At 72.7% G+C, this 12,635-nt stretch carries 10 protein-coding genes; 4 read left to right on the top strand and 6 right to left on the bottom strand.

Features of this window, described 5'->3' with window-relative positions; genetic code table 11:
• The 5 genes from AC3EU2_RS17265 to AC3EU2_RS17245 form a co-directional block, all read right to left on the bottom strand.
• Complete coding sequence (locus tag AC3EU2_RS17265; protein ID WP_488177505.1) at window positions 1-1,536, bottom strand: helix-turn-helix domain-containing protein; 1,536 nt, start codon at window positions 1,534-1,536, stop codon at window positions 1-3.
• A gap of 110 nt (window positions 1,537-1,646) precedes the next feature.
• The gene (locus AC3EU2_RS17260) at window positions 1,647-3,800 is read right to left on the bottom strand and encodes a 3-hydroxyacyl-CoA dehydrogenase NAD-binding domain-containing protein (RefSeq protein ID WP_488177504.1); all 2,154 of its coding nucleotides are present in this window, start codon (window positions 3,798-3,800) and stop codon (window positions 1,647-1,649) included.
• A 1-nt stretch (window position 3,801) separates the two neighbouring features.
• Window positions 3,802-5,013, bottom strand: coding sequence for a thiolase family protein (locus AC3EU2_RS17255; protein ID WP_488177503.1), 1,212 nt, complete (start codon window positions 5,011-5,013; stop codon window positions 3,802-3,804).
• Window positions 5,014-5,327: 314 nt separating this feature from the next.
• A complete protein-coding gene (locus AC3EU2_RS17250) occupies window positions 5,328-6,620 on the bottom strand; it encodes an HRDC domain-containing protein (RefSeq protein ID WP_488177502.1) in 1,293 nt (430 codons plus the stop codon).
• Window position 6,621: 1 nt separating this feature from the next.
• Entirely contained in the window at window positions 6,622-7,206 is a 585-nt protein-coding gene (locus AC3EU2_RS17245) for a DUF3000 domain-containing protein (RefSeq protein ID WP_488177501.1), read from the bottom strand.
• 71 nt (window positions 7,207-7,277) lie between these two features.
• Between AC3EU2_RS17245 and AC3EU2_RS17240 the strand changes: the two genes are divergently transcribed.
• Window positions 7,278-8,111 (top strand): EamA family transporter, encoded by an 834-nt coding sequence (locus AC3EU2_RS17240; RefSeq protein ID WP_488177500.1) that lies wholly within the window; start codon window positions 7,278-7,280, stop codon window positions 8,109-8,111.
• 83 nt (window positions 8,112-8,194) lie between these two features.
• Entirely contained in the window at window positions 8,195-9,223 is a 1,029-nt protein-coding gene (gene hemE / locus AC3EU2_RS17235) for a uroporphyrinogen decarboxylase (RefSeq protein WP_488177499.1), read from the top strand.
• Here hemE and AC3EU2_RS17230 read toward each other — a convergent pair.
• Complete coding sequence (locus tag AC3EU2_RS17230; protein WP_488177498.1) at window positions 9,212-10,180, bottom strand: DUF4349 domain-containing protein; 969 nt, start codon at window positions 10,178-10,180, stop codon at window positions 9,212-9,214. The two genes, hemE and AC3EU2_RS17230, sit on opposite strands and share 12 nt — an antisense overlap.
• A 127-nt stretch (window positions 10,181-10,307) precedes the next feature.
• Between AC3EU2_RS17230 and hemG the strand changes: the two genes are divergently transcribed.
• Window positions 10,308-11,759: a protoporphyrinogen oxidase gene (gene hemG / locus AC3EU2_RS17225; RefSeq protein WP_488177497.1), complete on the top strand. Its 1,452-nt coding sequence runs from the start codon at window positions 10,308-10,310 to the stop codon at window positions 11,757-11,759.
• Between the two features lie 4 nt (window positions 11,760-11,763).
• Complete coding sequence (gene hemQ / locus AC3EU2_RS17220) at window positions 11,764-12,492, top strand: hydrogen peroxide-dependent heme synthase (protein ID WP_488177496.1); 729 nt, start codon at window positions 11,764-11,766, stop codon at window positions 12,490-12,492.
• Window positions 12,493-12,635 lie beyond the last annotated feature (143 nt).

The raw sequence follows: 12,635 nt of genomic DNA, 5'->3' as shown, positions 1-12,635 counted from the left end.
TCAGATGTCGCGGAAGATCTCGATGGTCGCGCCGAGGGCATTGAGGCGCTCGGCGAGGTCCTCGTACCCACGGTTGATGACGTAGACGTTGCGCAGCACCGAGGTGCCGTTGGCCGCGAGCATGGCGAGCAGCACGACGACACCGGGACGCAGCGCCGGCGGGCACATGACCTCGGCCGGGCGCCACTTGGCGGTGCGGCCGGTGATCATCACGCGGTGCGGGTCGAGCAGCTGCACCTGGGCGCCGACCTTGGTGAGCTCGGTGAGGTAGATCGCCCGGTTCTCGTACACCCAGTCGTGGATCATCGTCGTTCCCTCGGCGCAGGCCGCGATGAGCGCGAAGAAGGGGAGGTTGTCGATGTTGAGGCCGGGGAACGGCATCGGCGCGATCTTGTCGATCGGAGCCGTGAGCTGGCTCGGCAGGATCGTGATGTCGGCGAGGCGGGTGCGGCCGTTCTTGGCGAGGTACTCGTCGGAGATCTCGTACTGCAGGCCCATGCCGTCGAGGGTCGCGAGCTCGATCTCGAGGAACTCGATCGGGGCGCGCTCGATGGTGATCGAGGACTCGGTGACGACGGCCGCGGCGATGAGGCTCATGGCCTCGATCGGGTCCTCGCTGGGGGAGTAGTCGACGTCGACGTCGATGGAGTCGCAGCCGGTGACCGTGAGGGTCGTCGTGCCGATGCCCTCGATCGTCACTCCGAGCTTCTGGAGGAAGAAGCACACGTCCTGGACCATGTAGTTCGACGACGCGTTGCGGATGACCGTGGTGCCCGGGTGCAGGGCCGCGGCGAAGAGCACGTTCTCGGTGACGGTGTCGCCACGCTCGGTGAGGACGATGGGCTTCTCGGGGCGCTTGCTCTTGTCGACCTTGGCCTCGTAGAAGCCGTGCGTGGCCGCGACGTCGAGGCCGAACGACTGCAGGGTCGTGAGGTGCGGCTCGACGGTGCGGGTCCCGAGGTCGCAACCGCCGGCATACGGCAGGGAAAAGGAGTCGAACTGGTGGAGCAGCGGACCGAGGAACATGATGACGGTGCGCGTGCGACGGGCCGCGGCGATGTCGATGCCGTCGAGGTCGAGCACGGCCGGTGGGATGATCTCGAGGTCGCTCGTGCCCTCGAGCCAGCGGACCTTGACGCCCATCGAGGTGAGCACCTCGATGATGCGGTTGACCTCCTCGATGCGGGCGAGGTTGCGCAGGGTGGTGCGGCCCTTGTTGAGCATCGCCGCGCAGAGCAGGCCGACGGCGGCGTTCTTGCTCGTCTTGACGGGGATGGAGCCGGACAGCTTCGCGCCGCCGACGATCCGCAGGTGCTGGGGGCCGCTGTGGCCCAGGGAGACGAACTCGCTGCCGAGGGTCTCGCCGACGCGGGCGAGCATCTCGAGGCTGAGGTTCTGGCGGCCCTGTTCGATGCGGGCGACGGCGCTCTGGCTCGTGCCGAGCTTGTCGGCGAGCTCGTTCTGGGTGAGGCCCTGATGGCGGCGTGCGTCCCGGATCAGGGTGCCGATACGAGTGAGGTAGCTGGACTCAGTCATGCGATCCAGCGTATGTCACATATGAGATAACGCAAGCCGCGCTGGCTTGTCGAAAGGTGGGCGGACGGCATACCTGCAGATCAGATATGCCGTCCGCCCACCCGCCGCGGTCAGGCCGGGACGCTGGCCACGCCGGGCCGCAGGAAGCGGGACCCGGTGACCCTCTCGGAGACGCCCTCGCGGTCGAGGAGAGGGGTGACCCCGCCGTTCCAGAACTGGAATCCGGCGCCCGTGATGAGCGCGAGGTCGATGTCCATCGGGGCCTGGGCGACGCCCTCGTCGAGCATCATCCGGATCTCCTCGGCGAGGACGGAGAGGACCCGCTCACGCGCCTGGGTGACGTCCAGCTCGACCGGGTTCGCGGGCGCGATGTGGGCCGCCTCGAGCGCGGGGTCGACGACGAGACGTCCGTCGACCTGCTGGTAGTAGCCGGGCTTGCCGAGCTCGACCATCTTCCTGAGGTTCGGCGAGACGTGGAACCGGTCGCCGAAGGCGCGGTGGAGCGTCTCACTGTTGTGCAGCGCGATCGTCGGGCCGACGAGGCCGATGAGGACGAACGGCGGCATCGGCGCGAGCCCGGCCAGGGCCTTCTCCGCCACGGGGACGGGCGTGCCCTCGTCGACGATCCGGCTGAACTCGCCCATGTAGCGGGCGAGGAGGCGGTTGACGATGAACGACGGGCTGTCCTTGACGAGGATGGTCGTCTTCTTCAGCGCCTTGCCGGTGGCGAAGGCCGTGGCCAGGGAGGCGTCGTCGGTCTTCTCGCCGCGGACGATCTCGAGCAGGGGCATGACGGCGACCGGGTTGAAGAAGTGCAGGCCGACGACCCGCTCCGGGTGCTGCAGGTCGGCGGCCATCTCGGTGATCGACAGCGAGCTCGTGTTGGACGCGAGGACGCACTCGGGCGAGACCACGGCCTCCACCTCGGCCCACACCTGCTTCTTGACCGACATCTCCTCGAAGACTGCCTCGACGACGAGGTCGGCGTCGGCGAAGCCGTCCTTGGACGTCGAGCCGGTGACCAGGCCGGTGAGGTGGTTGGCGCGGTCGCGGCCGATCTTGCCGCCCTCGAAGGACTTCGCGATCTCAGCGTGGACCCAGGCCACGCCCTTGGCGACCCGGTCCTCGTCGAGGTCGGTCATGACGACCGGCACCTTGAGGTTGCGGGCGAAGAGCAGGGCGAGCTGGCTGGCCATGAGACCGGCACCGACGATGCCGACCTTGGTGACCTTGCGGGCCAGGGCCTTGTCGGGGGCGCCGGCGGGGCGCTTCGCGCGCTTCTGCACGAGGTCGAACGCGTAGAGACCGGCACGCAGCTCGTCACCCATGACGAGATCGGCGAGTGCCTCGTCCTCGGCGGCGAAGGCCGCGTCTCGGTCGGCGGTGCGGGCTGCCTCGACGAGGGCCAGCGCCCGCAGCGGACCGGGGGAGCGGCCGGCCGTCTTGGCGAGCACGAGGCCCTTGGCGGTCTTGACCGCGGCGGCCCACTCGGCCTCGTCGCGGCTCACCACGGGGCGGTCGACGGTGAGCTCGCCGCTGACGACCTTGCCGGCCCAGGCGATGGACTCCTCGAGGAAGTCGGCGGGCTCGAGCAGCACGTCGGCGATGCCGAGCTTCGCGGCGGCCGGACCGGAGAGCATCCGGTTGGTGTTCATCGGGTTCTCGATGATGACCTTGAGCGCGTTCGCCGGACCGACGAGGTTCGGGAGCAGGTAGCAGCCGCCCCAGCCCGGCACGAGGCCGAGGAAGGTCTCGGGGAGCGCGAGCGCGGGGACGCCGGCGCTGATGGTCCGGTAGTCGCACGACAGGGCCAGCTCGACGCCGCCGCCCATCGCGGCGCCGTTGACGAAGGCGAACGTCGGGACGGGCAGGTCCATGATTGCGGCAAAGACGCGGTGGCCGGCGCGGGCGAGCTCGAGTGCCTGCTCCCGCGAACCGATGCGGGGCATGCCGGACAGGTCGGCGCCGACCGCGAAGATGAACGGCTTTCCGGTGATGCCGACCGCGACGATCTCGCCGGCGTCAGCCCGCGCCCGCAGCGTCTCGACGACGCCCGCGAGGGCGGCGATGCCCTCGGGTCCGAAGGTGTTGGGCCGGGTGTGGTCGAGGCCGTTGTCCAGCGTGACGAGCGCGAGCGTGCCGCCGTCGCCAGGGAGGGCGACGTCCTGCACGAGGGCTCGGGTGACGACCTCGCCTCGGGGACCCCTGTCGGCGGGCGCCTCGGTGGGGGTGGCTGCCTCGGTGGGGGTGGTGGTCGCGGTCATGTCAGGCCTCCGTGCCGTAGTCGACGTGGTGCGGGTTCTCCCAGATGACGCTGCCGCCCATGCCGATGCCGATGCACATCGCGGTGAGGCCGTAGCGGACCTCGGGGTGCTCCGCGAACTGGGCGGCGAGCTGGGTCATGAGCCGCACGCCCGAGGACGCGAGCGGGTGCCCGGTGGCGATGGCGCCGCCGTACTCGTTGACCCGGGGGTCGTCGTCGGCGATGCCGAAGTGGTCGAGGAAGGCAAGCACCTGGACGGCGAACGCCTCGTTGAGCTCGAACAGCCCGATGTCCTCGATCGACAGGCCCGCCTTGGCGAGCGCCTTCTCGGTGGCCGGGACCGGCCCGATGCCCATGACCTCGGGCTCGACGCCGACGAAGCCGAACGACACGAGCCGCATCTTCACCGGCAGGCCGAGCTCCTCGGCGGCCTGCTCGGACGCGAGGATGCAGGCGGTGGCGCCGTCGTTGAGGCCGGCCGCGTTGCCGGCGGACACGCCACCGTGCCGGCGGAAGGGGGTCTTGAGCCCGGCGAGCTCCTCGAGCGTCGTGCCGGGGCGCGGCGGCTCGTCCTTCGTGGCGAGGCCGAAGCCGCGCTCGGAGTGGCGGGTCGCCATGGCGACGAGGTCCGGCTGGATCTTGCCCGCGTCGTAGGCCGCGGCGAGCTTGGCCTGGCTGCTCACGGCATACGCGTCGGAACGCTCCTTGGTGAGCTGCGGGAAGCGGTCGTGCAGGTTCTCGGCGGTGTTGCCCATCGACAGCGCGGACTGGTCGACGATCTTCTCGGCGAGCAGCCGCGGGTTGGGGTCGATGCCCTCGCCCATCGGGTGGCGGCCCATGTGCTCGACGCCGCCGGCGATGGCGACGTCGTAGGCGCCGAAGCCGATCGAGGACGCGACGTTGGTCACCGCGGTCATCGCGCCGGCGCACATGCGGTCGACGGAGTAGCCGGGGACGGTGTTGGGCAGGCCCGAGAGGAGGGCGGCGAGGCGGCCGAGCGTCAGACCCTGGTCGCCGATCTGGGTCGTGGCCGCGATCGCGACCTCCTCGACGCGGTCCTTGGGGAGCTGGGGGTTGCGCTTGAGCAGCTCGCGGATGCAGCGGACGACGAGGTCGTCGGCGCGGGTCTGGGCGTACATGCCCTTCTCCCCGGCTTTGCCGAACGGTGTGCGCACGCCGTCGACGAAGACGACCTCATTCAGGGTGCGGGGCACGGTGGGCCTCTCTGGTCGGAGCAGGGTGGTTGCTCGTCAGGCTACTAAGCGAGCGCTCACCTGCGTGACCCCTCCCGCCGTGAGAGCCGTCACCCCACCCCCACGGCGCAGCGGGACGGCATACGGCAGCGTCCGCAAGGGTGGTCGAGAAGCCGACCAAGGTTGCGGACGCCAGCAGGCCGGCATACGGCGGCGTCCGCAAAGGTGGTCGAGAAGCCGACCAGGGTTGCGGACGCCAGCAGGCCGGCATACGGCGGCGTCCGCAAAGGTGGTCGAGAAGCCGACCATGGTTGCGGACGCAACGCAGCAGGGGGTCAGGCGGGGTCGGGGTGGTTCTCGAAGGCCTTGGCCAGAAGGGGCGCGACGACGTCGGCCTGCCACTGGCGGACGCCGTGGCTGCGCAGGGCGTCGGCGAAGCCCTCGACGTCCAGGTCCGCCGGGGGGCGCCAGACCACCCGGCGCAGGGGGTCGGGGGAGCAGACGTTCTCGACGGGGATGCGGTGCTGCTCGGCGAAGGTCGTGAGCTCGGCACGCACCTCGGTGAGGCGGGCGGCGGCGACGGGGTCCTTGTCGGCCCACGACCGGGCCGGCGGCGGACCGTCGGAGCGCAGGGTGCGCGGCGGCAGGTCCGCCTCGTCGATGGCCGACGCGCGCTTCACGGCGGCCACCCACTGGCGGCCGTAGCGCACGATGGCGCGGTGACCGCGCGGGAGGTCGTCGGTCGACGTGGGGGCCTGCATCCCGATCGCGATGAGGCCGGCATCGGGGAGGATGCGGCCCGGGGAGGTGTCGCGGTCCTGGGCGATGTCGTCGCGGGCGTACCAGAGCTCGCGCACGATGGCCACGCCGCGACGGCTGCGGATGGTGTTGAGGCCGTTCGTGCGCCGCCACGGGTCGACCCGCTCGGTCGGCTCCCAGCGCAGCAGCGCCTCGAACTCCTGGCGGGCCCACTCGGACTTGTCCTGCAGGGCGAGGTCGACGCCCATGAGGTTGCGCAGCTCGGTGAGGACCTCGACGTCGAGCGCGGCGTAGCGCAGCCAGGGCTCGGGCAGCGGCCGGGTCGACCAGTCGACCGCCGAGTGCTCCTTGGCGAGCGCGAGCCCGAGGTAGTGCTCGACGACGGCGGCGAGGCCGACGCGGGGGAGCCCGAGCAGCCGTGCGGCGAGCTCGGTGTCGAAGAGCTGGCGCGGACGCAGGCCGACCTCGGCGAGGCAGGCGAGGTCCTGGGTCGCGGCGTGCAGGATCCACTCGGCCCGGCCGATGGCCTCGTCGAGCGGTGCCAGGTCGGGGCAGGCGATCGGGTCGATGAGCCACGTCCCCGAGCCCTCACGCCGCACCTGCACGAGGTAGGCGCGCTGGCCGTAGCGGTAGCCGGACGCGCGTTCGGCGTCGACGGCGACGGGCCCCTCACCGGCGGCGATCGCGGCGGCCGCCTCGGTGAGGCCGCGCTCGGTCTCGACGACGTGCGGGACGCCGTCGGCCGGCTCGTTCAGCGGGACGGACGCCGGGGCCTGCGGCTCGACGGGCGCCTCGGGCGAGTCGACCGAGCCCGGCTCGTCGGAGTCGGGCTCGTCGGAGTCGGCGGAGGCGGTGGTGGTCTCGCTCATGTCAGCGTCGCGGTCCGGGCAGGGCCACCACGCCCTCCGGCAGCGGCGGCAGGCCGGCGATGGTGCAGAGCAGGTCCGACCACGCGAGCAGGTGCGCTCCCGCGTCGGGGCCGATGGGCGTCCACGACGCGCGCACCTCCATCTCGACGCTGGCCGGGCGGTCGGCCAGAGCGGCGAAGCTCTGGCTCACGACGCGGGTCACGGTGCCGGCCTCGGCGGTGGCCTCCACGCCGCGCAGCGCGAGGGAGTCCATGAGCCACGACCAGCCGACCTCGCCGAGCAGCGGGTCCGCGGCCAGCTCGGGCTCGAGCTCGGCCCGCGCGAACGTCACCGCGCGCCACTGCCCGCCCCACGGCTCGGGCGCCGAGGGGTCGTGCAGGAGGACGAACCGGCCGGACGCGAGCTCCTCGTCGTCGTCGGCGGCGCCGAGCACGTCGGCGGTGAGGGCGACGGCATACGGGGCGATGCGCTGGGGAGCGGGCACCTCGGTGATGCGGATCTCGGGACGCAACCTGGCGTGCCGGAGGGCCTCGAGGGCCTCGGTGAACTCCGGGGACTCGCGGCCGGGAAGGGAGCGGGTTGCCACCCAGAGAGCGTATGCCGGTCGGCTGGGTCCGTGGGTGAGGCCACGCCGGACGTCACCCCTAGGCTGCGCCCATGCTCGCCGTCCTCGCCCTCGCCTCCTCGGCGGTGTGGGGGACCTCGGACTTCTTCGGCGGGCTTGTCGCCAAGCGCCTGCCCGCCGTCGCCGTCGTGGGGACGACCCAGGGGCTCGCCCTCCTCGTGCTCAGCGTCGTCGTCCTCGTACGGCTGGCCCTGGGCCACCCGCCCGAGTGGGGCGAGTGGGTGGGGTGGGCGATGCTCGCCGGGGTCTCGGGGTCGTCCGGCCTCGTCGCGTTCTACACGGCACTGGCCAGCGGCACGATGGGGGTCGTCGCCCCGATCGCGTCGATGGGCGTGCTCGTCCCGGTGGGCCTCGGCGTCGCCTCGGGGGAGGCGCCGTCGCCGTGGGTGTGGGTCGGGATCGTCGTCGCCGTCGTCGGGATCGTCCTCGCGTCCGGGCCGGAGCTGTCCGGCGAGGTGTCCGCGAGGCCGGTGGTCCTCGCCGGGGTCGCGGCCGCGTGCTTCGGCATGGCGCTGTTCGCGCTCGACCGCGGGGCGCGCGACTCCCTGCTCATGACGCTGTGGGGGATGCGCTGCACGTCGGTGGCCCTGTTCGTCGTCGCCGCGCTCGTGCTGCGCTCGGTCGGCGGCGTCCGGGTGCGCGACCTCGTCCCGCTGACCCTCATCGGGTGCGCCGACCTGCTCGCCAACGCCCTGTTCGCGACGGCGTCGTCCCGGGGGCAGGTGAGCATCGCCGCGGTGCTCGGGTCGCTCTACCCGGTCGCGACGATCCTGCTCGCCCGTCTCGTCCTCAAGGAGCGGCTCCGGCCGATCCAGGTCGCCGGTGTCGCCTGCGCCCTGCTCGGGGCCGCCGTCATCTCCCTCTGACGCACCACCCCCTTGCGTCTGCGCCTTCGGTGGCTGGAGCCACCACATCCGCAGACGCAAGGGGGTGGTGAGAGGATCACGCGGTGATCGCCGACAGCCCGCTCGTCCTTGCCGCCACCCGCCAGCCCGTGCCGCACACCCCCGTGTGGTTCATGCGGCAGGCCGGCCGGTCCCTGCCCGAGTACCGCGAGCTGCGTGAGGGCACGGCCATGCTCGAGGCCTGCCGGACGCCGGACCTCGTCACCGAGATCACCCTCCAGCCCGTCCGCCGGCACAAGGTCGACGCCGCGATCTTCTTCTCCGACATCGTCGTCCCGCTCGCTGCGGTCGGCGTCGACGTCGACATCGTCCCGGGCACCGGACCCGTCGTCCCGGCGCCGTTCCGCACCCGCGCCGACCTCGACCGCCTGCCGGCCCTCGCCCCCGACGCGATCCCCGACATCACCGAGTCGGTGAGCCGCCTCGTCGCCGAGCTCGGTGCGACCCCGCTCATCGGCTTCGCCGGGGCGCCCTTCACCCTGGCGTCCTACCTCGTCGAGGGCGGTCCCTCCAAGACCCACGAGCACACCAAGGCGCTCATGCACGGCGACCCCCAGCTCTGGAACGACCTGTGCGAGCGCCTGGCCCAGATCTCCGGCGCCTTCCTGCGCGTCCAGGTCGAGGCCGGTGCGAGCGCCGTCCAGCTCTTCGACTCCTGGGTCGGCGCCCTGCCCCGGGCCGACTACGTCACGCACGTCCAGCGCCACTCCGCTGCCGCGCTCGCCGCCGTCGACGGGCTCGGGGTGCCACGCATCCACTTCGGCGTCGGGACCGGGGAGCTGCTCGACCTCATGGGCGAGGCCGGTGCCGACGTCGTGGGTGTCGACTTCCGTCTCTCGCTCACCGACGCCGTCGCCCGGCTCGGTGACGCGTATGCCGTCCAGGGCAACCTCGACCCCGCCCTCCTCGGCGCCCCGTGGGAGGTCGTCGAGGCCAAGGTCCGCGCGATCCTCGACGAGGGACGCGGCGCCCCGGGGCACATCTTCAACCTCGGCCACGGCGTCCCCCCGCACACCGACCCCGACGTCCTCACCCGGATCGTCGAGGTCGTGCACGAGCACTCAGCCCGCTGAGGCCGAGGGCGGCGTCCCGCCGGGGTGGGCGAGGACCGGCACGGTGCCGACCCGTCGGCGCCGCCACCACATCACGGCGGGGACGCCGACCAGGGCACCGGCGAGCGCGAACGGCAGCACTGCGCCGAGGGCCGTGGCCAGGACCGACAGCGACGAGAGGAACGCCGCCCACCCGGACCGCAGGCCCGACAGGAACCCACCCGCCGTCACCGGCTCGAAGTCGTCGGTCGAGAGGGTGATGGAGATCGGCGACATCGCCACGGCGTCCTTGAGGTTGGTGAGCTGGGCCGTGAGTCCGTCGAGCTCGGCCTGGCGCCGGGACAGCTCGTTCTCGAGGGCGACGAGGTCGCTGATGTTCTTCGCGGTCGCGAGCAGGTCGCGGATGCGGCCGACGCTCTCGGTGAGCGACTTCACCCGGGCCTCGGTGTCGACGTAGGTCGCCGTGACGTCCTCGCTCGAGCTGGAGCGGAACTGCACGTCGCCGACCTTCTCGATGAGCCCGATCGTCGACTCGAGCGAGCTGGCGGGCACGTTGATGGTGATCGACCCCGCGGTGTCGGCGCCCGTCCCCCGCGACGAGTACAGCTCCTCCGACACGACCGCGCCGCCCTGGGTGGTGGCGATCGAGCGGATCCGCTCGGCCGAGCCGCGCAGCGAGCCGACCTTGAGCTGGAGGCTGGCGCGACGGACGAGCTTGTCGCCGGTGCCGACCCGCACGGCGTCGGGGGCGATCTCGCCCTTGGCGTCGCCCGCGAAGCCGGCGGAACGGTCGCCGTCGGCCGGCTGCGGGGCGACCTCGGACTGGTCGACCACCGCGGACCCGCTGGTGTCGCTGCCTGCGTCGTCGGAGCTCCCCGCACAGGCCGAGAGGCCGCCCAGAGCGAGCAGGGCGGCGAGGGAGAGGGCGGTGATGCGTCGACGCCGGGAGGCGGGCCGGCGAAGAACCGAGGTGCGCATGGTGCTCTCCACTTCTCGGGGCGGACCCCGGCAGCTGCGGTTGTCGAGGCTTCGACGACGCGTGGCCGTCCCCCGGTTCCCTCGGTGCGGGTCACGACTTGGTGACGCCCGGTGAGAGAGTGACGAGGTGACCGACGCGAGCCGCCCCGAGCCCACCGTCGTCGTCGTCGGCGGGGGTCTGGCCGGGCTGACCGTCGCCCGCGACGTGCTGCTGGCCGCACCGGGCATCCGGGTCGTCGTCCTCGACGCCGCGGACCGCGTGGGCGGCAAGCTGCGTCGCGTCGAGGTGGGCGGCCACCTCGTCGACGTCGGGGCCGAGGCCGTGCTCGCCCTGCGGCCCGAGGCCACGGCGCTCCTCGCCGACCTCGCCGACCCCGACGACGTCGTCACCCCGACGACGACCTCGGCGCGCGTGTGGTCGCGAGGGGTCCTGCACCCGTTGCCGCGCACCCGGGTCGGGGTGCCGTTCGCCGACTCCGTGGTCGCCGGGCTGCTCGACGAGGCCGAGGAGCGCCGGATGCGCGCCGAGGCCCCCGCGCCCGAGGTCGGTGACGACGTGTCCGTGGGGGAGTACGTCGCCGCCCGCCTCGGTGAGGCCGTCGTGGAGCGGCTCGTCGAACCGATGCTCGGCGGGGTGTATGCCGGTCACGCCCGTCGGCTCTCCCTGCGCGCGACGATGCCGGGAGTCTGGGAGATCGCGAGCCGACGCGGGTCGCTGCTCGAGCCACGCCCCGCCGTCGCGGGTGGCTCGTCGTCCGCGCCGTCCGTGTCGGCCGCGGAGACCGCGCCCCGGCCGCCGTTCGCGGGGCTCGTCGGGGGCGTGGGCCGGCTCGCGGACCTGCTCGCCGAGGACGTCGAGCGGCGCGGCGGCCGGGTCGAGGTCGGCGTGACCGTCCGCGGCCTGGAGCGCACCCCCCACGGCTGGTCGGTCCTCACCGGCCCGACGACCGCCCCGCGCCGCCTCGCAGCCGACGCCGTCGTCGTCGCCGTCCCACCTCCCGCCGCCGCTCGGCTGCTCGCGCCGGTCGCCCCGGACGCCGGTGCGGCGCTCGGCGAGGTGGAGATGGCCTCCGTCGCCGTCATCACCCTCGCCGTCCCGCGGTCGGAGGTCGCCGGCTGGGACGGCTCGGGCTTCCTCGTCCCCCCGGTCGACGGCCGGGGCATCAAGGCCAGCACCTTCAGCTCGGCGAAGTGGGGGTGGCTGGCCGACGAAGGTGACGACACGGCATACGTGCGGGCGTCGGTCGGGCGAGCGGGCGAGACCGCGTCGCTGCAGCGCGACGACACCGAGCTCGTCGGGCTGGCGACCCGCGAGATCGCCGAGGCCGTCGGTGCCGCGCCACTCACGGTGCTGGAGGGTCACGTCCAGCGCTGGGGTGGCGGGCTGCCGCAGTACACGGTCGGTCACCACGAGCGCGTGGCGCGGGTGACCCGGGCCCTCGCGACGGTGCCGGGCCTCGAGGTGGCCGGCGCGGCATACCAGGGCATCGGGATCCCGGCCGTCATCGCGTCGGCACATGCTGCGGCGGAGGCGACCACGACCCACCTGACGGCGGTCGCGGCGCGGGCGGGAGAATGACCGCATGAGCACCCCCACCGGTCGTCCCGCCCCGAGCAAGCCCACGCCCGCCCAGATGCGCGAGATCAACGAGACGATCCGCTACACGATGTGGTCGGTGTTCGAGGTGACCGAGCCGCTCGGCAAGGACGACCGCGCCGCGATGACGGCCGAGGTGGAGGAGCTCGTCGCCGAGCTCGAGTCCCGCGACGTCGTCGTGCGCGGCTTCTACGACGTGGCCGGGCTGCGCGGCGACGCCGACCTCATGGTCTGGTGGCACGCCGAGCGGATCGAGGACCTGCAGGACGCGTACCACCGGCTGCTGCGCACCGAGTTCGGCGGGCACCTGTCCTCGGTGTGGTCCAACGCCGCCCTGCACCGGCCGGCGGAGTTCAACAAGAGCCACGTCCCGGCGTTCCTGGCCGGCGAGGAACCCCGCGACTACGTCTGCGTCTACCCGTTCGTGCGGTCCTACGAGTGGTACCTCCTCGAGGACGCCGAGCGCCGCGACATGCTGCGCGAGCACGGGCAGATGGCGCGGGAGTTCCCCGACGTGCGCGCCAACACCATCTCGTCGTTCGCCCTCGGCGACTACGAGTGGATCCTCGCGTTCGAGGCCGACGAGCTGCACCGGATCGTCGACCTCATGCGTGAGCTGCGGCCCTCCCGGGCGCGGCTGCACGTGCGCGAGGAGGTCCCGTTCTTCACCGGCCCGCGCGTCGCGGTCGCGGACCTCGTCGCCCGCCAGCGCTGACCGACCCTCCCCACCCGCCACCCCTTTCCCGCCGTCCCCGGAAAACGGTTCCCGGGCAACGGGACTGTTCCGTTGCCCGGGAACTGTTGCCCTTGCTCAGTGGCCAGCGGCTGAGGTGCCCCGGGCTGTCCACAGCCCCGTCG

Source organism: Knoellia sp. B-D-2, from assembly GCF_057714695.1.
This window is presented reverse-complemented; position numbering and strand designations above follow the sequence as displayed.